The 26,419-nt window shown below is 62.4% G+C and carries 20 protein-coding genes, 1 pseudogene and 1 riboswitch; of the genes and pseudogenes, 11 read left to right on the forward strand and 10 right to left on the reverse strand.

Annotation, left to right across the window (positions count from 1 at the left end):
• Positions 1–29: 29 nt before the first annotated feature.
• Positions 30–6,131, forward strand: coding sequence for a translocation/assembly module TamB domain-containing protein (locus RHEC894_RS20140; protein WP_085738589.1), 6,102 nt, complete (start codon positions 30–32; stop codon positions 6,129–6,131).
• Between the two features lie 68 nt (positions 6,132–6,199).
• On the opposite strand, the gene RHEC894_RS20145 is transcribed toward RHEC894_RS20140, so the two are convergent.
• Positions 6,200–6,637 (reverse strand): Lrp/AsnC family transcriptional regulator, encoded by a 438-nt coding sequence (locus RHEC894_RS20145; RefSeq protein ID WP_184473097.1) that lies wholly within the window; start codon positions 6,635–6,637, stop codon positions 6,200–6,202.
• A 123-nt stretch (positions 6,638–6,760) separates the two neighbouring features.
• On the opposite strand from RHEC894_RS20145, the gene rocF reads away from it, so the two are divergent.
• From rocF to RHEC894_RS20165, 4 genes are all read left to right on the forward strand, one after another.
• Positions 6,761–7,696, forward strand: coding sequence for an arginase (rocF, locus tag RHEC894_RS20150; RefSeq protein WP_085738590.1), 936 nt, complete (start codon positions 6,761–6,763; stop codon positions 7,694–7,696).
• A gap of 38 nt (positions 7,697–7,734) precedes the next feature.
• Entirely contained in the window at positions 7,735–8,934 is a 1,200-nt protein-coding gene (gene rocD, locus RHEC894_RS20155) for an ornithine--oxo-acid transaminase (protein WP_085738591.1), read from the forward strand.
• Positions 8,935–9,130: 196 nt separating this feature from the next.
• On the forward strand, positions 9,131–9,607 hold the full coding sequence (locus RHEC894_RS20160; protein ID WP_029868938.1) for a chemotaxis protein CheW: 477 nt from the start codon (positions 9,131–9,133) through the stop codon (positions 9,605–9,607).
• Positions 9,608–9,905: 298 nt separating this feature from the next.
• On the forward strand, positions 9,906–11,666 hold the full coding sequence (locus tag RHEC894_RS20165; protein WP_085738592.1) for a PAS domain-containing methyl-accepting chemotaxis protein: 1,761 nt from the start codon (positions 9,906–9,908) through the stop codon (positions 11,664–11,666).
• 229 nt (positions 11,667–11,895) lie between these two features.
• Here the strand turns inward: RHEC894_RS20165 and RHEC894_RS20170 are convergent, their stop codons facing one another.
• The 9 genes from RHEC894_RS20170 to soxR all read right to left on the reverse strand — a co-directional run bounded on the left by RHEC894_RS20170 (position 11,896) and on the right by soxR (position 21,230).
• A complete protein-coding gene (locus RHEC894_RS20170; protein WP_003567166.1) occupies positions 11,896–12,141 on the reverse strand; it encodes a formate dehydrogenase subunit delta in 246 nt (81 codons plus the stop codon).
• The gene (gene fdhD, locus RHEC894_RS20175; protein ID WP_085738593.1) at positions 12,131–12,955 is read right to left on the reverse strand and encodes a formate dehydrogenase accessory sulfurtransferase FdhD; all 825 of its coding nucleotides are present in this window, start codon (positions 12,953–12,955) and stop codon (positions 12,131–12,133) included. The genes RHEC894_RS20170 and fdhD overlap by 11 nt, the downstream gene beginning before the upstream one ends.
• Before the next feature lie 232 nt (positions 12,956–13,187).
• Positions 13,188–16,067 carry a formate dehydrogenase subunit alpha gene (fdhF, locus tag RHEC894_RS20185; RefSeq protein WP_085738595.1) on the reverse strand — a complete coding sequence of 960 codons (2,880 nt, stop codon included), beginning with the start codon at positions 16,065–16,067 and terminating at the stop codon, positions 13,188–13,190.
• Positions 16,068–16,127: 60 nt separating this feature from the next.
• A complete protein-coding gene (locus RHEC894_RS20190; protein WP_085738596.1) occupies positions 16,128–17,684 on the reverse strand; it encodes an NADH-quinone oxidoreductase subunit NuoF in 1,557 nt (518 codons plus the stop codon).
• Complete coding sequence (locus RHEC894_RS20195) at positions 17,681–18,160, reverse strand: formate dehydrogenase subunit gamma (protein WP_085738597.1); 480 nt, start codon at positions 18,158–18,160, stop codon at positions 17,681–17,683. The genes RHEC894_RS20190 and RHEC894_RS20195 overlap by 4 nt, the downstream gene beginning before the upstream one ends.
• Before the next feature lie 134 nt (positions 18,161–18,294).
• A complete protein-coding gene (locus RHEC894_RS20200; RefSeq protein ID WP_085738598.1) occupies positions 18,295–19,188 on the reverse strand; it encodes a LysR family transcriptional regulator in 894 nt (297 codons plus the stop codon).
• A 77-nt stretch (positions 19,189–19,265) separates the two neighbouring features.
• The gene (locus RHEC894_RS20205; protein WP_085739070.1) at positions 19,266–19,607 is read right to left on the reverse strand and encodes a metalloregulator ArsR/SmtB family transcription factor; all 342 of its coding nucleotides are present in this window, start codon (positions 19,605–19,607) and stop codon (positions 19,266–19,268) included.
• A 103-nt stretch (positions 19,608–19,710) separates the two neighbouring features.
• Positions 19,711–20,481: an SDR family oxidoreductase gene (locus tag RHEC894_RS20210; RefSeq protein WP_085738599.1), complete on the reverse strand. Its 771-nt coding sequence runs from the start codon at positions 20,479–20,481 to the stop codon at positions 19,711–19,713.
• Between the two features lie 284 nt (positions 20,482–20,765).
• Positions 20,766–21,230 carry a redox-sensitive transcriptional activator SoxR gene (soxR, locus tag RHEC894_RS20220; protein ID WP_085738601.1) on the reverse strand — a complete coding sequence of 155 codons (465 nt, stop codon included), beginning with the start codon at positions 21,228–21,230 and terminating at the stop codon, positions 20,766–20,768.
• 82 nt (positions 21,231–21,312) lie between these two features.
• On the opposite strand from soxR, the gene RHEC894_RS20225 reads away from it, so the two are divergent.
• The 6 genes and pseudogenes from RHEC894_RS20225 to RHEC894_RS20250 all read left to right on the forward strand — a co-directional run bounded on the left by RHEC894_RS20225 (position 21,313) and on the right by RHEC894_RS20250 (position 26,364).
• Positions 21,313–21,888, forward strand: coding sequence for an NAD(P)H-dependent oxidoreductase (locus RHEC894_RS20225; RefSeq protein WP_010066412.1), 576 nt, complete (start codon positions 21,313–21,315; stop codon positions 21,886–21,888).
• Positions 21,889–22,052: 164 nt separating this feature from the next.
• Positions 22,053–22,166, forward strand: a riboswitch (TPP riboswitch).
• Positions 22,157–22,273, forward strand: a pseudogene (locus RHEC894_RS20230) (HMP/thiamine-binding protein); the annotation flags it as partial. (Overlaps the previous riboswitch by 10 nt.)
• Positions 22,274–22,290: 17 nt before the next feature.
• Positions 22,291–23,097, forward strand: coding sequence for an ABC transporter permease (locus tag RHEC894_RS20235; protein WP_085738603.1), 807 nt, complete (start codon positions 22,291–22,293; stop codon positions 23,095–23,097).
• On the forward strand, positions 23,094–23,906 hold the full coding sequence (locus RHEC894_RS20240) for an ABC transporter ATP-binding protein (protein WP_085738604.1): 813 nt from the start codon (positions 23,094–23,096) through the stop codon (positions 23,904–23,906). The genes RHEC894_RS20235 and RHEC894_RS20240 overlap by 4 nt, the downstream gene beginning before the upstream one ends.
• Positions 23,907–23,970: 64 nt before the next feature.
• Positions 23,971–24,981, forward strand: coding sequence for an ABC transporter substrate-binding protein (locus RHEC894_RS20245; RefSeq protein ID WP_085738605.1), 1,011 nt, complete (start codon positions 23,971–23,973; stop codon positions 24,979–24,981).
• 162 nt (positions 24,982–25,143) lie between these two features.
• Complete coding sequence (locus RHEC894_RS20250; protein WP_085738606.1) at positions 25,144–26,364, forward strand: acyltransferase; 1,221 nt, start codon at positions 25,144–25,146, stop codon at positions 26,362–26,364.
• The last annotated feature ends 55 nt before the right edge of the window (positions 26,365–26,419 follow it).

Below are 26,419 nucleotides of genomic sequence, written 5' to 3' on the forward strand. Positions count from 1 at the left end.
GTCATGAAAACGGGATAGTGTCCGCGCCGATGCAAATGCTGGCAAAAATCGTCACCTGGGTCATACGGCTCACCGGCTATATCGCCGGCGCCGCTTTGATTCTTACGGTCGTAGCCCTTGCGATCTTCGGCTTCACCGCCTTCGGTGCCCGCATCGTCACCGAAAAGATAGCCTCGACGCTTTCCAACCGCGACATGACGATCACGGTGCGTGAACCGGAAGGTCTTCTGACCGGCGGGCTGCGCGCCGCCGACATCACCGTCTCCGATACCAGGGGCGTCTTTGCGGAAGTTCACGGCATCGCGATCGACTGGAACCCGCTGGCGCTGCTGACCGGAACCTTCCACGCCAAACGCTTCGAGATCGAGGCGATCAACGTACTGCGCAAGCCGGTGCGCACCCTGCCCTCGCGGCCAGGAACAGAAAATTCCGGCGGCTTCAGCCTTCCGATCAAGCTCGATATCGATCGCATCGCGCTGCCCGATATCAAGCTTGCCGAACCCTTTGCCGGGCGCGCCTTCGCGCTCGCCGCCGAGGGCAGCCTTTCGGCGAACGGCGATGGCGGCGAGGCCGTCGTCAATGTCAGCCGTCACGCGGTTCCGGATGCGCGGCTGGCCGCCGACATCGCCTTTGCGCCGGCCGAAAACCGGCTGCGGCTGAAGGCGCAGCTTTCCGAGCCGAAGGGCGGGCTGGTCGCCGGCTTTCTCGGCCTGCCGGACAGTCCCGCCGTCAACATCGATCTCGACGGCCAGGGGCCGATATCCGATTGGAAGGGCAAATTGCAGGCCGCCCTCGACGGCCAGCAGCGCGCCGCAATCGAAGCCCGGCATCAGATCAGTGCAGACGGACTGCATCACCTCGACCTCAAGGGCGGCGGCGATCTCAGCTCACTGCTTCCATCGGCATTCCGGCCGCTTTTCGCCGGCCAGACCAATATCGATCTCGCCACCACCTTCGACAATCGCGGCAAGATCGATATCCAGACCGGCAATATCGCCACCGGCAGCGTCGTCATCGCCGCATCGGGCACCCTTGATCCAGCCGGCAACAACAGCCTGAACGCCAATCTGCTCGGCACGTCCGGCCCTGTCGATTTCCGCTGGCCGCTCGCCGCAGGCGAAGCGCGCTTCCTGATTTCAGGCCTCAACCTGGCTCTGACAGGCGATGCGCAGGCCGCCCGACTGAGCGTCAGCGGCTCGCTCGACAGCGCAACCCTTCCACAGGCCGATATCGGCAACGTCAAGCTGACGGCAAAGAGCGACGCCTTCAATCTCGCCGCCCGTTCCGGCAGCGTTCAGCTGCGGCTGGCAGCCGGCGACGCGAGTTTTGCCGACCCGAACCTCAACCGCGCGGTCCAGGGCCCCGTGACGATCGCTGCGCCGCTGCAGATCTCGCCCGCCGGCATCGGCTTCAACGGCACCACGGTCGAAAGCACCAATATCAATGGCAGCCTCAACGGCTCCTATAGGCCGGCCGATCAAACGCTGACCGGCAATGTCAAGCTCACCATCGCCCCGGCAGCGTTGCCGGCTACGCTGGCGGGCAGGTTCGACGGGCTGATCTCGCTCGAAAGCCAGGTGGCCGGTACCATCCCGTCGAAATTCGCGCTCTCCAACCTCGTCCTGAAATCCGGCGCGCTGGAAGCCGCCGGCAACGTCGCGCTGGAGGGCTCGATGTTGAATGCCGACCTCTCCGGTCGGCTGCCTGACATCAGCAAACTCGTCACCGGCGCAAAAGGTTCGGTAGGCTATGCGGTGAGAGGCGGCGGCGAACTCCCGGCGATCTCGGTGTCGGCCAATCTCAAGGCCGCCAGCCTTGAGATGGCCGACCGCGTGCTTGCCAACCTCAATATCGACTTGTCGGGTGTTGCCGACCCCAAGGCGCCACAGGGCAAGATCGCCGCCACCGGTACGATCGACGGCCAGCCGATCGGCATCAACGGCGACATCCGCTCCCAGGACGGCAAGACCAGCATTCCGGCGCTGACCGCCGATATTGGCGGCAACCGGTTGACCGGCAATCTGGAATTTTCACCCGCTCTGGAACCGACAGGCGCACTGACCTTCAACTTTCCCAATATCGGCCTGCTCGCCGCACTCGGCGGACAGAAAGCCGAAGGCGATCTCAAGGGGTCGCTCGGCATCGAGAGCAACAGTGGCAGAATTGCATTGAAGCTGCTGGCATCAGGCGACTCGATCCGCCGCGATACGCTTGCGATCGTCAAGCCGGCCATCGACGTCACGATCAGCGATCTCAACAGCTTTGCGGCAAACGGCACTGTTAAGGCCGAGGAACTGAATGCCGGCGCCAACAGGCTCGCCGGCCTTTCGCTCGGTTTCACCAAACAGCAGAACCAGACCGATTTCGATCTTAACGCCGCCTATGACGGCAATCCGGTGCTGGCGGCCGGCAATATCCGGGCGCCAGGCGGCACGATCGCGGTAAATCTTGACCGCTTCTCCGCCAGCCCCCGCAACATCCCGGTCGAGCTTGCCGCACCGACTGAGGTCACGATTAGCGGCGGCACCGCCAGCCTGAACGGGCTGACGCTGAAAACAGGCACCGGCTCGGTGAGCGTCACCGGTTCCGCCGGCGAGACGCTGAAGCTGAATGCCGACATCCACGAACTGCCGGCAGCCCTTGCCAATGGTTTCGTGCCGAACCTTTCAGCCGGCGGCACGATCTCCGGAACGATCGCCGTGACCGGCACGCCGGCGGCACCCGTCGCCGACTTCAAGCTAGACTGGAAGGATGCGACAACAGGCCAGACCAAGGGCGCCGGGCTGGCGCCGCTCGGCATCACCGCCGGCGGTAAATTCGCCGGCAACAAGCTCGATTTCGACACGACGATCGGCAATGATGACGGCCTGTCGCTGAAGGCCGCCGGCAATGTCGCACTCGCTGATCCGAAGAACCCGGTCCTGGATGTCGACGCCGATATCCTCAATCTGCCCGCCCGCATCGCCAATGGTTTCGTTGCCGATCTCGCTGCGGAAGGCACGGTCTCCGGAACGATCTCGGCGACCGGCCCCCTTTCCGCTCCGGTCGCCAATTTCGATCTCGATTGGAAAAACGCCGCGACCAGCCAGACGAAACGTGCCAGCCTCGACGCCCTCGAAGTAAAGGCATCCGGAAAATTCGAAGGCAGCAAACTCGATTTCGACACGGCGATCGCAGGGGCCGACAAGCTCTCGCTGAAGGCAAACGGCAATGTCGCCGTCACCGGCACGACGATCGGCAACGTCAAGGTCGATGCAACGCTGGCGAATATCCCGGCAAGCATCGCCAACAGCTTCGTGACCGATCTCGCCGCCGAAGGCGCGATCTCCGGAACGATCTCGGCCGCAGGCTCGCTCGCCGCTCCGACCGCCAATTTCGACCTCGATTGGAAAAACGCTGCGACCAGCCAGACGAAACGGGCCGGCCTTGCCGCTCTCGGTCTGAGAGCATCGGGAAAATTTGCCGACAACAAGCTTGATTTCAACGCAGCAGCCAGCGGCGATCAAGGCCTCTCGCTGAAGAGCACGGGCAATGTCGCCCTCGCCGGCGCGACGGTCGAAAACATCAAGGTCGATGCCGAGATCGCCAAGATTCCGGCCGCTCTCGCCAACGCCTTCGTTCCCGGTCTCGGCGCCGGCGGCACGATATCGGGCACCCTGTCCACCGCCGGGACACTCGCGGCCCCGAAAGCCGACTTCAAGCTCGATTGGACGGATGCCGCGACCAGCCAGACCAGAAGCGCGCATCTCTCAGGCCTCGCGCTGACTGCATCCGGCCGCTTTGCCGACAACCGGCTCGACTTCGACAGCAATCTCAGCGGCAAGAACGGCCTGTCGCTGAAGGCCGCCGGCAACGTTGCGATATCCGGCACCGCGGTTAAAACCCTCGACGTCAAGGCGAATCTCGCCAACTTGCCCGCCGGCCTCGCCAACGGCTTCGTCCCCGGTCTTGCCGCAGAGGGCACCGTCTCGGGAACGGCATCCGCGTCCGGCGCGTTTCCGAAGCCCGCCGTCGATTTCAAGCTCGACTGGAAGAATGCCGCAACCGCCCAGACCAGGAGCAGCGGCCTTTCTGGCCTGAATGCTGCAGCATCCGGCAAATTCGTCGATGACAGGGTCGATTTCGATGCCAACCTCGCCGGCAAGGACGGCGTGTTGGCCAGGGCGACCGGCGGCGTCACCATCGCCGGGACCGCCATCCGGGATCTTTCGGTCAATGCCGATATTCCGGCTCTGCCGGCCAATATCGCCAATGCTTTCGTTCCCGGTCTCGGCGCCGAGGGCATGCTTTCGGCAAGCGCCGTCACATCGGGAACGCCAGCCGATCCGATCGTCGATTTCAAGCTCAACTGGAAGGATGCCGCGACCAGGCACACCAAGGCTGCCGGTCTTTCCCGGCTTGCACTGGCGGCGACGGGAAAATATGCCGGCGACAGACTCGATTTCGATGCCGACCTCAGCGGCAGCGGCGGCATTGCGCTGAAGGCCGCCGGCAATCTTGCTATCGCCGGCACGTCGATCCGCTCGGTCGACGTCACTGCAAATGCCACCAACGTTCCGGCGAGCCTCGCCAACGGTTTCGTGCCCGGTCTTGGCGCCGAGGGCACGGTCTCGGCGACCGCAAAGGCAACCGGTGCGCTATCGGCGCCTTCCGTCGACTTCAAGGTCGACTGGAAGAGCGCGGCGACGAGCCAGACGAAAGACGCCGGCCTTTCGCCATTCACCATCGGCGCCTCAGGCAAGCTTGCCGGCGACAGACTGACCGTCGACACCAGCCTTGCCGGCGACGCCGGCATGTCGCTGAAGGGCGGCGGCAGCGTTGTAATCACGGGCAATCGCGCCATCGACATGCGCTTCAGCGGCAATCTTCCCTTCGCCGTGCTCGGCGCTCCGCTGGCGCAGCAGGGCCTCGTCGCCGACGGCGTCGCCACCGTCAATCTGCAGATCGGCGGGACGGCCGCCGCACCCGTCATCAACGGCACCGTTGCGACCAACGGCGCCAAGCTCGTCGACGTCCGGCGCAATCTTGCCGTCAACAATCTGACGGCGGCAGTGACCTTCAACGGCAACCAGGCCGTGATATCGCGCCTCAGCGGCAATCTCGGCGGCGGCGGCACGATCTCGGCGAGCGGCACCATCGGCATCCAGCCGGCCGGCGGCTTCCCCGCCGATATTTCGATCAAGCTCGACAAGGCGGTCTATGTCGACGGGACCCTTGTCGTCTCCACCGTCAGCGGAGCGCTGGGCCTGCGCGGGCCGATCATGGGCGCAACGCTCAACGGCAAGCTTCGGCTGGACAAGACCTCGATCACCGTTCCGGAAAAATTGCCGACCTCGCTCAGTGAAATCGACATCCGGCATAAGAATGCGCCGCAGGCGGTGCTTGCGCAGCTTAGAGAAGACGGCGAGCGGAAACCCGGCGAGAAATCCTCGACAATCGCACTCGATCTCGAAATCGACGCGCCCTCGCAGATCTTCGTGCGCGGCCGCGGCATCGATGCCGAACTCGGCGGCAGTGTGACGATCCGCGGAACGGCGGCTGCGCCTGTCGTGACCGGCGGTTTCACCATGCGCCGCGGGCGCCTGACCATTCTCAACCGTCGTATGGATTTCACCGACAAGAGCCGGATCACCTTTGCCGGAGACCTGACGCCGGCGCTCGATATGGAAGCAACCTCAACCTCCGGCTCGACGACGCTGACCGTCGATGTCGCGGGTCTCGCCACCGACCCGGCCATCACCTTCTCCTCCTCGCCGCAACTGCCGCAGGATGAGGTGCTGGCGCAGCTGATCTTCGGCCAGTCGATGTCGAAGCTCTCGCCGGTGCAGATCGCCCAGCTCGCCGATGCCGTCAGCCAGCTGGCGGGCAACCGCTCCACCTCGCTTTTCGAAGGCCTGCGCAACCAGCTCGGCGTCGACGATCTCGACATCAGCACCGATTCCAAGGGTCAGACGAGCGTCAGCGTCGGCCGCTATCTCAACGACCGCACCTATTTCGAACTGCAGCAGGGCGGCGCGGCCGGCGCCAAGGCGATCATCAACCTCGACGTCGGCCGCGGCGTCAAGCTGCGCGGCGCGGCGGGTGGTAACGGTGAGGGTGAAGCGGGCGTCGTCTACGAACGGGAATATTAAGCCGGCTAAATCAGGAGAAGCACGCAGCGTTTCAAGATGACGGCCGGTACGGACCGCGTGACAACGCGCTAGAACCCGGTCTTGCTCGTCTTCAAGAGAATATTCGTCTCGGTCGAATTGATGCCGTTGATCAGCCGGATGCGGCGCAGCGTTTCGTCGAAGGAGGCGAGATCGCGATCCTCGAGTTCGGCGACGAAATCCCATTTGCCGTTGGTGCTGTGCAGCGCGCGCACCTGCGGCAGGCCGCGCAGCTGATCGGCCACCCGGTCGGCGAGCTTGCCGAGCACTTCGATCATGACGATGGCGCGTACGCCGGCGGACCGCGTCTCATGGCCGGTGCGGATGGTAAAGCCGACGATGGTGCCGCTGGCGACCAGCCGGTCGATCCGGGCGGCGACCGTAGCCCGCGATGCGCCCGTCATCGCCGCAAGCGACGACACGGAAATCCGGGCATTGTGGCGAAGCGCACTCAGAAGTTCGGTATCGAGATCATCCACGCCGATCACTTTGTCAAAAGTGGTTTATCAATTTGCGCAATCATAGTCCATTTCTGACATTTTTCCATCTTTTTGCCGTCAGCGCTTTATCCCACTATCGGCCAAAACAGGCCTCAAAACGGAGCCCTCGAAATGAATGCTCAATCGCGATCTGTCACCCTTATCGGCGCGCCGCTGGAAGAAGGCTCCGGCCGAAGAGGCGCTGCCATGGGACCGGCGGCGCTGAGGATCGCCGGCGTCGATCAGACGTTGATCGAGCTTGGCCATGACGTCGCCGATCTCGGCGATCTCAGGATCGTGCCGGCAATGGACCTGCCGAACCATCCGAAGGCCCACAATCTGAGGATTGTCGGCGCCTTCACCCGTGCGCTCGAAAGCAGCGTCCATGACGTTGCCGCCTCCGGCCGTTTTCCGCTGATTCTCGGCGGTGACCACAGCCTGTCCATGGGCAGCGTCTCCGGCATGGCGCGATATGCCGCCAGCAAAGGCCGCCCGCTCTTCGTGCTCTGGCTCGATGCCCATGCGGATTTCAATTCTCCGGCGACCTCCCCTTCGGGCAATATTCACGGCATGCCCGTCGCCTTTTTCTGCGGCGAGGCGGAGTTCGCCGAGATCCTGCCGAAGGACCGCCCCTTCGTCGATCCGAAGAATGTCTTCCAGGTCGGCATTCGTTCGGTCGATGCGCGCGAGCGCGAGGAAATCCACGAACACGGCGTCAATGTCTTCGATATGCGCGCCATCGACGAGCAAGGCATCGGCGCCATCATGCGTGAGATCCTCGACGTCGTGACCAAGGCGAACGGGCTGCTGCATGTCAGCCTCGACCTCGATTTCCTCGATCCCGAGATTGCCCCCGGCGTCGGCACGACGGTGCCTGGCGGCGCGACCTTCCGCGAGGCGCATCTGGTCATGGAAATGCTTTCCGACAGCGCCCTCGTCTCGTCGCTCGATCTGGTCGAACTCAATCCGTTTCTCGACGATCGCGGCAAAAGCGCCCGCATCCTGGTGGAATTGACGGCAAGCCTCTTCGGCCGCCGCATCTTCGATCGACCAACCCGCGCCGCATAAGACGGGTTTCGGCATGATACTCTGGAGGGAAAACAGCCATGAACACATCGGAAAAACTGATTGCCACGGAACAGCGGCTCGGCGCCCACAATTACAAGCCGCTCGATGTGGTGCTGACGCGCGGTGAAGGTGTTTATGTCTGGGATACCGACGGCAATCGTTATCTCGATTGCCTCTCGGCCTATTCCGCCGTCAACCAGGGCCATTGCCACCCGAAAATCCTCGCCGCCATGGTCGAGCAGGCCGGCAGATTGACACTCACCTCCCGCGCCTTCCGCAACGACCAGCTCGCTCATCTCTACGAAGAGCTTGCGGCGCTGACCGGCTCGCACAAGATCCTGCCGATGAATTCCGGCGCCGAAGCCGTGGAGACCGCCATCAAGGCGGTGCGCAAATGGGGATACGAGGTCAAGGGCGTGCCGGAAGGACAGGCGGAGATCATCGTCTGCGCCGATAATTTCCACGGCCGCACGCTGAGCATCATCAGTTTCTCCACCGATCCCGACGCCCGCACCGGCTTCGGTCCCTATACGCCCGGCTTCCGCACCATCCCCTTCGGCGATGCCGAAGCATTCGAGGCCGCCATCAACGGCAATACGGTCGCCGCCCTGATCGAGCCGATCCAGGGCGAAGCCGGCGTCATCATCCCACCGGCCGGTTATTTCACCCGCATCCGCGAGCTCTGCACCGATAACAACGTCACCCTCATCCTCGACGAGATCCAGACCGGCCTCGGCCGCACCGGCAAGCTGCTCGCCGAGGAACACGAAGGTATCGAGGCCGACGTGACGCTGATCGGCAAGGCCCTGTCCGGCGGCTTCTATCCGGTGTCGGCCGTACTGTCGAATTCCGAGGTTCTCGGCGTGTTGAAGCCGGGCCAGCACGGCTCGACCTTCGGCGGCAATCCGCTCGCCTGCGCGGTGGCGCGCACCGCCCTCAAGGTGCTGACGGAAGAAGGCATGATCGAAAACGCCGCTGATATGGGCGACTATTTCCTCGAAGGCCTCGGGTCGATCCGCTCGAACATCGTCAGGGAGGTGCGCGGCCGCGGGCTGATGATGGCGATCGAGCTGGAGCCTGAAGCCGGCGGCGCCCGGCAATATTGTCATGCGCTGAAAGAGCGCGGCCTGCTCGCCAAGGATACCCACGACCATACGATTCGCCTCGCCCCGCCATTGGTCATCACCAGAGAACAGGTGCATTGGGCGGTCTCAGAGATCGAAAAGACCATAGGCTGACGTAAATCGGGGCTGAAAACCTTCGCAAAGCAGCTCCCGATTTAGATTTGGGCAACACTCTTTCGCTAATGTCGTCGTAACCGTAACGATGCTTCGCCGAGCGCAAAGCATCGCGTGGTGTGAAGGCAAGGCTTGTCAGCGCCAATGGTGGCGCAGCCGCTTCTGCTTTGGCTTACGACAGTTGGGAAGAATTCTAATGGCCACGATCAATTCCACTAGCTTCAGCGGCGATACGCTCGAAATCATTGCCTTCCGCCTGCATGATCAGGAATTTTGCGTCAAGACCACAACCATCCGCGAAATCCGCGGCTGGGCGCCCTCGACGCCGATCCCGCATTCGCCGGCCGACGTCATCGGCGTCATGAACCTGCGCGGCTCGGTGATCCCGATCATCGACCTCGCCTATAAGCTCGGCATGAAGAGCACCGTCGCCAACGAGCGCAGCGCCATTGTCGTCGCCGAAGTTCACAACATGGTCATCGGCATGCTCGTCGACCGCGTCTCGGATATTCTCACCATCTCCTCCAGCCAGGTCCAGCCGGTGCCTGAGGTGACGGCCTCCTTCGACCGCGCATTCTGCGAAGGCATCATTGCTTCGGAAAACGGCATGATCTGCTTCCTGAACCTTGCCAAGATGTTCAAGGAAAACGAGACGGATGAACTGGCGGCCTGATTTGGCCACTATCATTCGCCTATCAAAACCGCCCGGCCGGGCGGTTTTTTTATTGTTCGTCGAAAACAATCTTCGGATGCGGCAATTAAATTTGACAACCGATAATTAGCAACAGCTTTTATACCGGAAATTAACCACGTCCTGCCATCATCGGATACTGAAGGATGACACGTTTTCCGCCGATCTCTCGGGAATGACAGCCTGATACCGCTTGTCTTCTCACGACCGGCATTCCTCGTCCGACCCGCTTCGTCTTCCCGGCCGAAGCAGCAGAAACGATACATTCAGAGGGACAGGAATGTTTGGTCTATCTTCCGATTCGAAATATATCCTTGAAGCCATTTCGAAATCGCAGGCGATCATCGAATTCGATCTCAACGGAAATATCCTCTCCGCGAACGAGAATTTCTGCAACACGCTGGGTTACCGGCTGGACGAGATCGTCGGCAAGCATCACAGCATGTTCTGCGAACCGGCCTATACCGCAACCGCAGAATACCGCGAATTCTGGGCGCGGCTCGGACGCGGACAATATGATGCCGGCGCTTACAAGCGTCTTGGCAAGGGCAACCGGGAGATATGGATCCGGGCTTCCTATAATCCTGTTTCAAAAGGCGGAAAGCCATTCAAGGTCGTGAAGTTCGCGACCGACGTCACCGCCACGAAGAGGAAGGCAATCGAGGATTCCGGCAAGCTTGAGGCCATTTCGCGCTCGCAGGCGGTCATCGAATTCACCCCGAAGGGCGAAATCCTGACGGCGAATGAGAATTTCTGTCAGGCCATGGGATATTCGCTCGCCGAGATTGCCGGCAAGCATCACAGCATCTTTTGCGATCCTGCCCATGTCAACACCGAAGATTACCGCAACTTCTGGCGGCGTCTTGCCGACGGCGAATTCATCGCCAACGAATTCGTTCGTTTCGGCAAGGGCGGCCGCGAAATCTGGATCCAGGCGGCCTACAACCCGATCGTCGATGCCGACGGCAAAGTCTACAAGGTCGTGAAATTCGCAACCGACGTCACCCAGCGCATGAGCGCGATTTCCCAGCTCGGCGGTGCGCTGCGCCATCTCTCCGAAGGCGATCTGACAAGGACGGTGGACACGCCCTTCGTTCCCTCGATGGAGCAGTTGCGCCACGATTTCAACACGACGATCAGTGGTCTGGCCAAAACAATGAAGACGATCGGCGAGAATGCCGGCGCGATCGCCGCCGGCTCGCGCGAGATCGGCGCATCGGCCGATTCCTTCTCCACGCGGACGGAGCAGCAGGCTGCATCGATCGAAGAAACGGCGGCCGCGCTGGAGGAGATCACCACCACCGTCAATGATTCCAGCCGCCGGGCCGATGAGGCGGGCCGCCTCGTCGGCATGACAAGGCAGGGCGCCGAACAGTCCGGCGTCGTGGTGCGCAACGCCGTCGTCGCCATGGATCAGATCGAGCAATCCTCGCGCGAGATCACCAACATTATCGGCGTCATCGACGAAATCGCTTTCCAGACCAACCTTCTGGCGCTGAATGCCGGCGTCGAGGCGGCCCGTGCCGGCGAAGCCGGCAAGGGCTTCGCCGTGGTTGCCCAGGAAGTGAGAGAACTCGCCCAGCGCTCCGCCAAGGCAGCCAAAGAGATCAAGGCACTCATCAATACGTCGAGCGATCTCGTCAAGAACGGCGTCGGCCTCGTCGGCCAGACCGGTAAGGCGCTCGAGGAGATCGTCGCCCAGGTGGGCGATATCGACGGCAATATCTCCGCCATTGTCGAAGCCTCCAGGGAACAGGCAACCGGCCTCAAGGAAATCAATCAGGCGGTCAACACGCTGGATCAGGCAACCCAGCAGAATGCCGCCATGGTCGAGGAAAGCACCGCTGCCAGCCATAGCCTTGCCAGGGAAGCCGAGACGCTGCGTGAGCTGCTGGCAAGGTTCCGTCTACCGGGCCAGGCTCAGACCGCTGGCCGGCCCGAGACCAGACAGATAGCCTCACCGGCGTTGCATCTCGTCTCCCGTGTCGCAAAGGCGCACGGCGCGGCGGCGGCAGCCGCGCAGAGTTGGGAAGAGTTCTGATCCATCACCCCTCCCCATTTGCAGTGCCGCCGCGAGGCCGCACTTCTTGATTACCCGGGCTTTATTAAGACAAACGCGCCGCATGAGATCCATGCGGCGCGTTTTGATATCTCAGCCAAACAGCGCCAAGGTCGCCTTCAACGCTACCCAGACGCGCCAGAGCGGGGAATGCCGACGACTGCCCAGGCAAGCATCGCCTTGGCGTAGCCCTCCCGCGCACCGATCGTGATTACCGGACTTGGTTGGCCTCCGCCGCCGGTTTGCGGATCATGGGAGCGGCCTGGAGCACGAGCGCATCCAGGCCGTTTTCCTCCGTCTCCAGAATTTCGAACAATTGCCGCCGCATGCGCGGCTCCCAGAATTTGTTGATGTGATTGGCGACCCCCTCCACGGCCTCGCTTGCCGGCTGGCTCTTGAAGAAGGTGGCGATCTGGTTTGCCATATAGACGAGCTTGGACTTGGTATCATGCGACATCGGCGATGTTTCCGGGCGAGATGCGGTGCGGGTGGGTGAAAATCTCGAAATCCTCGCCGCGCACCAGCGCGACGAGCGTCATGCCGGCCTCTTCGGCCGTGCGGATGGCCAGAGCCGTCGGTGCGGATATTGCAATCAGCACGGGGCTGCCGAGGATCGCCGCCTTCTGCACCATCTCGACCGAAAGCCGGCTGGTAACGACGACGGCGCCGTCCCCGCCTCTTTCGCCAGCGCCGATGACGGCGCCGCAGAGCTTATCCAGCGCATTGTGACGACCGACATCTTCGCGCACGGCAGTGAGGCCCCGGCCGGGACGATAGAAGGCGGCGCCATGCACTGCCCGTGTTTCGCGATGCAGCGGCTGCGCCTCGTTCAGAAGGGAAACGGCGCTGACGATATCGGCATGCGACAACGAGAGCGACGATGCCGAGACGTCCGGCACCGGCCGCACCGCCTGTTCGATCGATTCGATGCCGCAGAGCCCGCAACCAACCGGCCCCGCCATGCTGCGGCGTCGTGCCCGCAGCCGATCGGCGACGTCATCGACGAGGCTCACCTGCACATCGATCCCCTGCTCGCCCGCGACGATTTCGATGCCGGATATTTCGGCTCGGCTGGTGACGATACCTTCGGTCAGACTGAAGCCGACGGCAAAATCCTCAAGATCGGCGGGTGTGGCCATCATCACCGCATGCGAGCTGCCGCCATAGGAAAAGGCGATCGGCACTTCCTCCGGCACGATGCGCGAACCGCTGTGCATGAGACCGTTGCGACGAGCGGTTTCGGGGGCGCGGGCGGTGGTCGGGAAAGTCATGCTGCACGCTCCCCCTTCTCCCCAGCGGGGGTCCGAAGGACGGGTCGAGACCCGCGGCTCGACCCCGGGCGATACTCGTCAGGGCAGATGAGGGGGTGAGCGACGATAGGAGCGAACGAACGAGCCGAAGTGAGTTCGCATTTGCCGAACCGCCCCCTCATCCGCCCTTCGGGCACCTTCTCCCCGAGGGGAGAGGGGGAGGCCTCGCCGACACCAGCCCACTCCCGCATTGTCACTCCGCCGCTTCGAGCTTGCCGGCAATGCGGCGCGATTGCCGTGCCTGCTCGTCATATTCCATCTGCCAGTCGCTCGGCCCGTTGGAGGGCGAGACCTGCACCGCCGTCACCTTATATTCCGGGCAGTTCGTCGCCCAGTCGGAGAAATCGGTGGTGATGACGTTCGCCTGCGTATTGGGATGATGGAAGGTGGTATAGACGACGCCGGGCGCAACACGATCGGTGATCAGTGCCCGCAGCGTCGTATCGCCGGAGCGGCTGACGAGTTTCACCCAGTCGCCGTCGCGAATGCCGCGCTGTTCGGCATCATGCGCGTGAATTTCCAGCCGGTCTTCCCCGTGCCAGACGACATTCTCGGTCCGCCGCGTCTGCGCTCCGACATTATACTGGCTGAGGATGCGGCCAGTCGTCAGCAGCAGCGGGAAGCGCGGCCCGGTGCGTTCGTCGGTCGCCACATATTCGGTGCGGATGAACTTGCCCTTGCCGCGCACGAAGCCATCGATATGCATGATCGGCGAGCCGAGCGGGTTCTTTTCGTTGCAGGGCCACTGCACCGAGCCCATCTTGTCCAGATAGTCGTAGGTTACAAGCGCGAAACTCGGCGTGGTCGCGGCGATCTCGTCCATGATCTCCGACGGATGGGCGTAGTTCCAGTCGAGCCCCATCGCCTGGGCAAGCTTCTGCGTCACTTCCCAATCGCCATAGCCGTTCCGCGGCGTCATGACCTTGCGCACGCGGTTGATGCGGCGCTCGGCATTGGTGAAGGTGCCGTCCTTCTCGAGGAAGGTCGAGCCCGGCAGGAAGACATGGGCATAATTGGCGGTCTCGTTGAGGAACAGATCCTGCACGACGACGCATTCCATCGCCGCAAGGCCGGCGGCGACATGTTTCGTATCGGGATCGGACTGGAGAATATCCTCGCCCTGGACGTAGAGGCCCTTGAAGGAGCCGTCGACCGCCGCATCCAGCATGTTCGGAATGCGCAGGCCGGGCTCGTTGTTGAGCTTCACGCCCCAGAGCTTTTCGAAGATATCGCGCGTCGCATCGTCGGAAATATGCCGGTAGCCCGGCAGTTCGTGCGGGAAGGAGCCCATGTCGCACGAGCCCTGCACGTTGTTCTGGCCGCGCAGCGGGTTCACGCCGACGCCCGGACGGCCGATATTGCCGGTCGCCATCGCCAGGTTGGCGATGGCGATGACGGTGGTCGAGCCCTGGCTATGTTCGGTGACGCCGAGACCGTAATAGATCGCGCCGTTGCCGCCCTTGGCATAGAGCCGTGCCGCACCACGCAGATCCGCCGCCGGCACGCCGGTGAAGATCTCGGTCTGCTCCGGGCTGTGCGCCGGTTCGGCGATGAAGGCGGCCCAGTCCTCGAACTCCGACCAGTCGCAGCGTTCGCGGATGAAGCGCTCGTCATAGAGCCCTTCGGTGACGATCACATGCGCCAGCGCCGTCATGACAGCGACATTGGTGCCGGGCTTCAGCGGCAGGTGATAGGAGGCCTCGACATGCGGCGACCGGACGATATCGGTGCGGCGCGGATCGATGACGATGAGCTTGGCGCCCTGGCGCAGCCGCTTCTTCAGCCGCGAGGCGAATACCGGATGCCCGTCGGTCGGGTTGGCGCCGATGATGACGACGACATCGGACTGCTCGACGCTGTCGAAATTCTGCGTGCCGGCCGACGTGCCGAATGTCTGGCCGAGGCCGTAGCCGGTCGGCGAATGGCAGACGCGGGCGCAGGTATCGACATTGTTGTTACCGAAGCCGGCCCGGACCAGCTTCTGCACGAGGTAGGTTTCCTCATTGGTGCAGCGCGACGAGGTGATGCCACCGACCGCGTCGCGGCCATATTGATACTGGATGCGGCGAAACTCCGACGCCACATGCGCGAAGGCCTCGTCCCAGCTGACCTCCCGCCAGGGATCGCTGATCTTTTCGCGGATCATCGGGTTGAGGATACGGTCCTTATGGGTGGAATAACCGTAAGCGAAGCGGCCCTTGACGCAGGAATGGCCGCGATTGGCCTGGCCGTCCTTCCACGGCACCATGCGCACCAATTCCTCGCCGCGCATTTCCGCCTTGAAGGAACAGCCGACGCCGCAATAGGCGCAGGTGGTGATGGCCGAATGTTCGGGCTGGCCGATCTCGATCACCGACTTTTCCGTCAGCGTCGCCGTCGGGCAGGCCTGGACGCAGGCGCCGCAGGAGACACATTCGGAATCGATGAAGGCTTCATGTGCACCCGAGGAAACCTTGGAGCCGAAACCGCGCCCCTCGATCGTCAGCGCGAAAGTGCCCTGCACCTCCTCGCAGGCGCGCACGCAGCGCGAACAGACGATGCATTTGGAAGGATCGAAGGTGAAATAGGGATTGGACTCGTCCTTCGGCGTCCATTTCAGATTGATCTCGCCATTGTTGCGCGCCCTGACATGGTTGTCGCCGTCATAGCCATAGCGCACGTCGCGCAGGCCGACGGCGCCCGCCATGTCCTGCAATTCGCAATCACCATTGGCAGCACAGGTCAGACAGTCGAGCGGGTGGTCGGAAATATAAAGCTCCATCACGCCACGGCGGATATCTTTCAGCCGTCCCGTCTGCGTGTGCACCACCATGTTGGCCGCCACCGGCGTCGTGCAGGAGGCCGGCGTACCGGCCCGGCCCTCGATCTCGACGAGACAGAGCCGGCAGGAACCGAAGGCATCGATCATGTCGGTGGCGCAGAGCTTCGGCACCTCGATGCCAGCCTCCATCGAAGCGCGCATGATCGAGGTGCCCTCCGGCACGCTGATCTGCTGCCCATCGATGGTGAGCGTCACCATCACCTCCGATGTCGAAGCGGGAGTGCCGTAGTCGATTTCATGGATGAGAGACATGGTCGGCCTCCTGTACGGAAATGGAATTGAGCAGGTCACGGCATGGGGCTTGGAAGATCATCACTCAGCCGCCTCCGCGATCGGCGCCGGCGAAAAATCTTCCGGGAAATGCGTCATGGCGCTCATGACAGGATAAGGCGTGAAACCGCCGAGCGCGCAGAGCGAGCCGAATTTCATCGTGTTGCAGAGATCGGCGAGCAGCGCCCGGTTCTTCTCCGGCTCGATGCCATGGGCGATCTTGTCGGCCGTCTCGACGCCGCGCGTCGAGCCGATGCGGCAGGGCGTGCACTTGCCGCAGCTTTCGACGGCGCAGAATTCCATGGCGAAACGCGCCTGCTTCAGCATATCGGCGGTGTCGTCGAAGACGACGAGGCCGGCATGGCCGATCAGCCCGTCTTTGGCGGCGAAAGCTTCGTAATCGAACGGCGTGTCGAACAGTGCCCGCGGGAAATAGGCGCCGAGCGGTCCGCCGACCTGCACCGCCTTGACCGGTCGTCCCGTCGCCGTGCCGCCGCCGATCCTGTCGATGATATCGCCGAGCGACAGGCCGAAGGCGGTTTCGTAAAGACCGCCATATCTGACATTGCCGGCGATCTGCAGCGGAATGGTGCCGCGCGAGCGGCCCATGCCGAAATCGCGATAGAAGGCAGCACCCTTCTCCATGATCACAGGCACGGAAGCGAGCGAGATCACGTTGTTGATGACGGTCGGACGGTCGAACAGCCCCTTATGCGCCGGCAGCGGCGGCTTGGCGCGCACGACGCCGCGCTTGCCTTCGAGGCTGTTCAGCAGGGCCGTCTCCTCGCCGCAGACATAGGCGCCGGCGCCGGTGCGCACCTCGATATCGAAGGCGCGGCCCGAGCCGAGCACCGACGGGCCGAGAATCCCTGCCTGCCGGGCGGTACCGACAGCCTCGCTCATCACAGCGATCGCATGCGGATATTCCGAACGCGTATAGACGAAACCCTTGGTGGCGCCGGTCGCAAGTCCCGCGATCGCCATACCCTCGATCAGCACGAAGGGATCGCCCTCCATGATCATCCGGTCGGCAAAGGTGCCGCTGTCGCCCTCATCGGCATTGCAGACGATATATTTGCGGTCGCCGACCGCATCGAGAACGGTCTTCCATTTGATGCCTGTGGGGAAACCCGCACCGCCACGGCCGCGAAGGCCGGAATCGGTGACTTCCTTGACGACTTCGGCTGATGTCATCGCAACGGCGCGGCGAAGGCCGGCAAGGCCGCCATGCGTCTCGTAATCGGCAAGCGAAAGCGGATCGATGACGCCGCAGCGGGCGAAAGTCAGGCGGGTCTGTTCCTTCAGGAACGGGAGGTCTTCAACCTCCCCGAGACAGAGCGGGTGGTCGCCGCCATTGACGATCCCCGCATCGAACAATGCAGGCACATCCCTCGGCTTCACCGGTCCGTAGCCGATACGCCTGCCGGCGACCTCGACCTCGACGAGCGGCTCCAGCCAGAACATTCCGCGCGAGCCGTTGCGCACGATCTCGGCATCGAGGCCGCGGGCGGCGATCTCCTGGGCAATCGCCTTTGCCACCTTTTCGGCCCCGAGCGCCAGCGCAGCGGCATCGCGCGGAACATAAACCTTGACGCTCATCGGCGTGCCTCCGCAACGAGTTCGGCCGCCGTCTGATCGTCGATCCGGCCATAGACCTCGCCGTCGAGCATCGCCGACGGGGCGCAGGCGCACAGACCGAGACAGTAAACCGGCTCCAGCGTCACACTGCCGTCGAGCGTCGTCTGGTGAAAATCGATGCCGAGCAGCGTCTTGACACGCTCGGCCACCGCATCGCCGCCCATCGACTGGCAGGCCTCGGCACGACAGAGCTTCAGCACATGCCGGCCGGCCGGATGGTCGCGATAATCATGATAGAAGGTCACTACGCCATGCACCTCGGCGCGGGACAGGTTCAGTTCCTCCGCGATCACAGGCACGGCTTCCTGCGGGATATAGCCGAATTCGTCCTGAACCTCGTGCAGAATGGGAAGCAGCGGCCCTTCAAGGAAGCGAAGATCGGCGATAATGGCACGAGTGCGCGCGGCAATATCGCCTTCGGCGATATGAATGGTCATAAGGCAGCCCTCCCGACGGCTTGCTCGTTGCGGAATGGCGGCCTCCCCAGCCCAAGTGCTATTCCTCGGGCAGCATCGCAAGGAAGCCGCTGGCGATCAATAACGCTGTCTTGTCAGTTGATAGATTTTTTCTATCAAAGTTCCTCGTCCTGCACGAGCACTCGGGCTTCGTGCAGCAAGGCCGACACGAGCGGCGTGAAGGGCTCGCGATAAGGCGCGACAAGGCCGACAAGATGATGAGCCTCCGGCTCGACGATCGGAATCATGCGGATTTCCACCGGAAAACCAAAAGATATGGCAACATTGCGCGGCATGATGCTGGCCCAACGCCCGGTCCTGACATGCGAGAACAGCACGATCATCGAATTGGATTCGAGCGTCGGATGCACGCTCGCGCCTGCCTCCGTCAGATGCCGATTGATGATTCGGCGATTCTGCATGTCGGCGGTCAATAGACAAAGCCGAAGATCGCCGACCTCCTTCCAGGTCACATTGTCGCGATCGGACAGCGGGCTGCCTGCGGCCGTGATCAGATGATAACGCTCGGCATAGAGCGGAACGCTCGTGACACGGCCGAGCGGCTCGTTTTCGAGATAGGTGATGCCGGCATCGATTTCGAGGTTTTCGAGCATGCTCAGCACCTGCAGCGAATTGCGCGAGACGATTGAGAAGGTCACGCCGGGATGCCGTTCCTGAAAGGGCGTGGTGATGCGCGAAAGCATGGCGAGCGCCGTCGGGATAGCGGCGAGGCGGATATGGCCGGAAAGGCCGCGGCGGGCGGCGCGCATCTCCTCGCGCATGGTGCGGGCGTCGCCGACGATGCGCCGGGCCCATTCGAGCACGCGCTGCCCCTCCGGCGTCAGCCCCTGGAACCGCGAACCGCGCTGCACCAGCATGACGCCCAATTGATCCTCGAGCTGGCGGATGGCGGCCGAAAGCGTCGGCTGCGAAATCCCGCACTCCTCGGCGGCACGGCCGAAATGCTTTTCATTGGCAAGGGCGATAAAGAATTCCAGCTTGTCGATCATCCCCTTATCTTCGACGCAGCAGCCGTGCTCCGCAAGGGCGGTTCTCAAGACCACCGCACAGTTTTGCCCGACGGGCTTTAAAGATTTTCTGCAATCGGAAAAAGATCGAACAGCGATTCGAGGAAGGCAAGCACGCTGACATTGCCGATGCTGTAATAGACCAGCCTGCCCTGGCGGCGCGTATTGACCAGGCCTTCGAGCCGCAAACGCGCAAGCTGCTGCGAGACCATCGCCTGCTGTATGCCGAGAATATTTTCGATCTCACCGACCGTCCGCTCCTCTTTCGCCAGGATGCAGAGGATCAGAAGTCGGGTGTGATGCGCCAAAGCTTTCAACAGATCGCTCGCCTCATGGGCTTTTCCAGCGAGTTTGTGCAATTCCTGGCCGGTCATTCCCGGCTCCGGTTTAGGCAACGGCATTCGATATCTCGGAAGGGCGGCGGTGAAATAGTTCAGCACAATAGCATATTCATAGAAGCGAATTCGCCGATAATGATGAAATACCAAAAAAGGTCTCAGTAAATCAGCAGATAAGCTGTCCGCCATTGATCTCGACCACCTGGCCGGTAATGTATCCCGACAGCGAGGGAGCCGCCAGGAACAGATAGGCGGGAGCGCAATCCTCCGCCGTGCCGAGCCGCTGTAGCGGGATGGATTTTCTGGTCTGCTCCAGCTTTTCGCGGGAGGAATAGCGCTCGTGGAAATCCGTCTCGATCGTTCCCGGAGAGACGCAGTTGACGCGGATTGCATCCGGGGCAAGCTCCCGGGCGAGCGCCTTGGAATAGGTCGCAACGAAGGCTTTCGAGGCCGAATAGATCGAGGAGCCGGGGCTGCCGCCGGTCAGCGCCGAAATCGAGACGGTGTTGACGATGGCAGCGCCCTCGGCGGCCTTCAATGCCGGCAGCAAGGCGCGCGTCAGCGCCACCACCGATGTCTGGTTGAGCCGTATGACCGCCTCATATTCGGCGTCGGTCAGCGTGGCGGCGGGAAACCGGCCAAGCATGGTGCCGGCATTGTTGACGAGCACATGCACCCTGTCGAAGAAAGCAAGAACATCTTCTGCAAATTGCGCCGCTCCGCCGACGGCGGAAAAATCGGCATGCAGCAGCAGCGCCCGTCTTTCGGTTTCAGCCGTCAGCAGGAAATCCGGCAGGTCGCGTCCGGGCTTCCGCCCGGTATGGACGATCACCTTGGCGCCGCAGTCGAGAAACTGCCGGGCGACTTCGAGGCCGATGCCGCGGCCGGCGCCGGTTACGACGACATTGCGATTTTCGAACAGTCTGGGATGAAACACGAAGCCGTCCTCCTGGAGCATGACGCCGAAAAATGTGAGCGGTTTTCGGACGACATCATGCTCCAACTCTAGAATTTAGAACAGGATTCAGATTTAGGCCGACCCGGCCCAAAAATCATCCAGGTCTTTGGTTTTGATCGCAAAACTGCTGCGCACTTTTGCGCGACATGCCGAGCGGACAATGCCGCCGGTTGCGCCATTCGCCCTTAACATATGAGCGCGCCGGCCGAAAGAAAGGCGCGTATCGATCTTTCCGCGGGCGTTTGGTTCCGGCAAGGCCAGGCTTAGCTTTCGGCCTCCAGAAGCCGAGCCCCCGGCCCTTCTTTGCCGAGCCGGTCGCCGGGATTGCGCAGCGGACAGCTATCGACCGACAGGCAACCGCAGCCGATGCAGCCGGTCAGGCGGTCGCGCAGCAGGCTGAGCTGGCTGATTCGCGCGTCGAGATCGTCCTTCCAGCGGGCCGACAGCGTCTGCCAGTCGGTGGCCGTCGGCGTGCGTCCCTGCGGCAGCGATTCGAACGCGGCCTGGATTTCCGCAAGCGGAATGCCGACACGCTGCGCCACCTTGATGATCCCGAGCCGGCGAAGCACGTCGCGCCCGTAGCGGCGCTGGTTGCCACGGCTGCGAATGCTGGAGATCAGTCCCTTGGTTTCGTAAAAATGCAGCGCCGAGACGGCAAGGCCGCTGCGCTCAGCCACCTCGCCGACCGTCAGGAGCTTGCCGAGCGGCACTGTAGGAATTGTCTCCATCGCCTCTTGACCTCAAGATTAGTTGAGGTTTTATAACGCTTGCTCCAGCGGTCGTAAAGCCCAATCGCGAGAGGAGCAACGCATGAAAACATCCATCAGGCTGGCGGTGATCTACGGAAGTACGAGAAAGGGCCGCATCTGCGAGAGGGTGGTCAAATGGCTGACAGGGGAAAGCGCCCGCTTCCCGCAATTCGATATCGACATCATCGACCCGCTCGAATTTGCGCTGCCGTCCAGCCGTGAAACGGCGCATCCTGAAATCGACAGGCTCGCCGGGCGGCTCGGCATGGCCGACGCCTTCATCATCGTCACGCCGGAATATAATCACAGCTTCACCGCGTCGTTGAAATCGACCATCGATCTGTTTTTCGAGCCATGGCAGGGCAAGCCGGTCGCCTTCGTTTGTTACGGCGGCATATCGGGCGGCCTGCGCGCGGTCGAGCAGCTGCGCCTCGTCTTTGCCGAACTGCACGCCGTCACCATCCGCGATTCGGTCAGCTTTTCCGCGCCATGGAACCGCTTCGACGCGGCCGGACGGCTTCATGACCCGAGCGACGCCCTGCACGCGCTCGACCGGATGATGGCGCAGCTGGAATGGTGGACCCGGGCGCTGATTGCCGCGCGGAGCGATCGTCCCTATGCCGACATCGCTGCCTGAGGCAGAGGGCTGCGGTTCCGTTCCCGGCAGGTACGGAACCTCTGGGGACACCCGGACAGGACCTCCGTCCGGGTGTTTTCCCATCATGCCAGCCTCATCCCGGCCACGCGGACGGGTCGGCAATTTTGCGGTTGCGGGAAGAAAACCCCGGTGATAATTTCCGCGCCGATTAACAGGGGAGCTCCGTATCGCCGGGGCTGAGATGTGAGGCGCAAGCGTCCGGACCCTTCAAAGCTGATCTGGGTAATGCCAGCGGAGCGAGGTTCGGATGTTCTCAGGCGCACAAATATCACTCTATCCGATGTCCGGCAGTTTCGTCGGCATCATTCTCGATGCCATCAAGGCGCCCGATCCCTATCGCAACCGGCTGCGCATCGAGAGCGACGCTGAAATCGAACGCTGATGACATCGTCGCAACCATCGGATTCGCGCCTTGCCGCACTCCTCGCCGCTCTCATCCGGGGCATGCCCGCCTTTCTCGCCGGCTGCGCCTTTCTGGCGGCATGGGAAATCTATGTCGATCTCTCCGGCATCAAACCGTCGATCCTGCCGGCGCCTTCGCGCATCGTCATCCAGGGCTGGTTGAACCGCGAGGCGCTGATAGCGAACACCTGGCCGACGCTTGGGGCGACACTTGGCGGTTTCGCGCTGTCGCTTGCCTTCGCCTTCGCCGCGTCGATCCTCATGGATTTCATGCCCTTCATGCGCCGGGCGTTGCTGCCGGTCTTCATCGCCAGTCAGACCCTGCCGCTGGTGGCAATCGCCCCTCTTGTCGTCCTCTGGTTCGGTTTCGGTCTCGTGCCGAAGATCCTGCTGGTGGCGCTCGTCACCTTCTTTCCGCTGCTCGTCGCCCTGCTGCAGGGTTATGAATCGACCGACCGCGACATCGCCGAATTGCTGAACTCGATGAAGGCAAGCCGCTGGCGGATTTTCCGCCTGGCTCGGCTTCCCTCTGCGCTGCCCTATTTCTTCGCCGGCCTGAGGATCTCGATCACCTATGCCGTCGTCGGCGCGATCTTTGCCGAATATGCCGGTGCCGCCCGCGGCCTCGGCATTTATATTCTCAACGCCAAGAACAATTTCCGTCCCGACCTCGTGCTCGCCGCCGTCCTCGTCAGCGCCGTTCTGACACTCTGCCTTTTCGGGCTGACGCTGTTGATCGAGCGCCTCGTCATGCCCTGGCAGCCATCCGGGGAGCGGCGCCGATGAGCGATGCAATGGTTGAACTGCGCAAGATTTCGAAGTCCTTCGACGGCATGCAGGTTCTGGGCGATATTTCGCTCACCGTCGCGAACGGTGAGTTCGTTTCGATCGTCGGCCCATCCGGCTCCGGAAAATCGACGATATTGCGATTGCTGACGCAGGCGCTGCGTGCCGATTCCGGCGCCTTGCTTTTCAACGGCGCGCCGCTGGAACAGGCGCCGCATTCCTTCGCCTTCATGCCGCAGCGCGATGCGCTGATGCCCTGGCGCCGGATCATCGACAATGCGGCACTCGGCCTCGAGGTGCGGGGCATGAGCCGCCGGGCCGCCCGCGCCGCCGTGGCGTCGCTGTTCGAAAGTTTCGGTCTTGCCGGCTTCGAACGCCATTATCCCTCCGAACTATCGGGCGGCATGCGCCAGCGCGCCGCCCTGCTGCGCACCGTCGTGCAGAGCCAGGACATGCTGTTGCTCGACGAGCCTTTCGGCGCGCTCGACGCGCTGACCCGCATGCAGATTCAGGAATGGCTGCAGGGCATGTGGACCGAACACCGCTGGACGGCGCTGCTGATCACCCACGACGTCCGGGAAGCCGTATTCCTCTCCGACCGCATCTACGTGCTTTCGGCCCGTCCGGCGCGTATCATACGCGAATTCCACGTTCCTCTGCCCCGCCCGAGAAGCATTGCCGATCTCGGCTCGGCGGCGGCCCAGGCGATCGAAACCGAAATCCTGCAAACCCTGCTGCATCCGCTGGAACAGGATGATTTCAGGCCGGTCGGCCTAAAATCCGAATCCTGTTCTCATTTAAAGAGTTAGAGCATGATGCCGAAAACCGCTCACATTTTTCGGCATCATGCTCTCAAGACCTGAGGAGGTCACCATGCTGCTTCTCACCCGTCGCCAGACGATCTTCGCCGCCATCGCGGCAAGCCTCGCCGGCCGCTCCGCCTTCGCCCAATCGGCGCCCGCAAAGGTCCGCATCGCGCTCGACTGGACGCCCAACACCAACCATATCGGCATCTATGTCGCCAAGGCGAAGGGCTTCTATGAAGCCGCCGGCCTCGATGTCGACATCCTTCCCTTTGCCGATGCCAGCGCCGGAACGCTGGTGTCCAACGGCGTCGCCGATTTCGGCATCAGCAGCGAGATCGAGGCCATCACGCAGCGCGCCGGCGGCGGCGACGTGAAGATGGTCTACGGCGTCGTCCAGACAGAAACCGCACGGCTGATCTTCAAGGGCGGGCGCGACGACATCAAGAGCCCTAAAGATCTCGACGGCAAGACCTATGGCGGCTTTGGCGGCACCTGGGAAAGCGCGCTGGTCTCGGCGATGATCCGCAATGATGGCGGCAAGGGCGAGGTCAACACCGTCACCCTCGGCACCTCCGCCTACGAGGCGCTGGACAATGGCTCGATCGATTTCACCCTCGAAATCTACACCTGGGAAGGCATCGCCGCCGAGCTGGAAAAGCGCAAGATCGGCCGCTTCCACTATTCCGATTACGGCATTCCCGACGAGCAGACGACGGTCATCGTCTCCAGCGACGCCTATCTCTCGGCAAGCCGCGAACATGCCCGCGCCTTCATCCAGGCGACGCGCCAGGGTTATGCCTATTCCGTCGACCATCCCGACGAAGCCTGCGAGCTGCTGATATCGGGAAGCAACGGCGCGCTGATGAACACGGAACTGGTCAAGGCTTCCCAGAAGGCGTTGATCGAGGGGCACTTCCTGAGGTCCGAGACCGGGGTGATCGGCACGCTCGACCCGGCAAAGGCCGAAGGCATCGGCGGCTTCCTGGTCGAGAACGGCATTCTGGTCGATGCGAATGGCGCAGCCCTCAAGGAAAAGCCGGATTTTTCCAGCTATTACACCAACGAACTCCTCGCCTGACCTCGAGCCCCGGCCTTGCCCGTCGCCGCTTTCCGCGGCAAAGTCCACCGAGCACTGCATGATTTCTTAAATCGGAAGCGATATAAGAAAAATGGTGCAGCACTTCAAAGTGTTACAGCGCCGCGCGGCTGAAAGACGCGGCGCCGTAAGGCGGGGAACAGGATGCGACAACAGGAAAGACTGGCCGGAGCGGACTTTCTGCGCGCGACGGCCTGTCTGCTGGTGTTTGTCCATCATCTGGCGATCCGGCTGGATATGCGCAGAATCCCCGACGAATTCGGGCCGACCGCAAATATCCTCCGCTTCGGCAATTTCGGCGTCGCCATCTTCTTCGTGCTCAGCGGCTTCCTTCTTGCCCATCCCTTCTGGCGGGCGCTCGACGATGGCAGCAACATGCCGAGCCTTCGCCATTACACGATCCGCAGGGCGGCGCGCATCGCCCCGGGCTTCTGGTTCGCCGCAACCGTCGGCTTCGTTCTCAGCCTGACGCTGCTTGCCCTGCCGCTGACGCCAGAGCTTGCGCTGCGCTACCTCTCCGGGCTGCTGTTCATGAGCCAGTGGCATTGGCGCACGCTCTTTCCTGTCGAGACAGACGGGCCGCTCTGGTCGATTCCCTTCGAGGTCACCAGCTATGTGCTGCTGCCGGCCTGCTTCTTCCTGCTGTTTCGTTTGTCGGCCTTGAGACGGCGTCCACTCCGCGCCCGCTTCGCCTGGCTTTTCCTCATCACCGGCGTGCTCCTCGCCCATGTGCTGATCCTCACCGTCTTTGCGCTCGACGACATCGGGCGCGGCTGGCAATACGGCCTCCAGGGCGGGGCGAAGGAGTGGATGCCGCGATATAATCCGATCGGCTTCTTCGCCGTCTTCGCACTCGGCGCGCTGGCTGCCGGCGTCGAGGTCATGCTCCCCAGAAGACCTTCCCCCTGGTTCGATACCGCAGCGCTGGTGGCCCTTGCTATTGCCGGCTACCGCCTTGGCATATCGCCGGGCAGCACCCCCGAAGCTTATGGCTGGCTCGAAATCCCCTATGGCTTCCCGGTCTTTCCGCTGGCAATCGCAACGGCGCTCGTCTCGCTCTGCCATTCGCAATATCTGGGCAGGCTGCTCGACAACGCTCCCGTCCGCTACATTGCAAAGATCTCCTTCGGCATCTATATCTGGCAGGAGATCATCCTGATATCGATCCAGAGGCTCGACCAGGGTTCGTTCGGCGTTTCCTCGGAAAATGTCGTCACCGGCTGGCTCCAGTCCTGTGGACTGGCGGCAGCACTCGTCCTTCTGGTTGCAAGCCTCAGCTATAGCCTGCTGGAAAAGCCGGCGATGGACATCGGCAACCGCCTGACATCGCGCCAGCCCAATCGGGCTACTCCTTTCAAAGTATAAATTCCCCTTCACCTCAACTAGAGGCATTAAGGTTAACAGGAATTACTCCCATTTT

The organism is Rhizobium sp. CIAT894 (assembly GCF_000172795.2).
Lineage (GTDB): Bacteria > Pseudomonadota > Alphaproteobacteria > Rhizobiales > Rhizobiaceae > Rhizobium.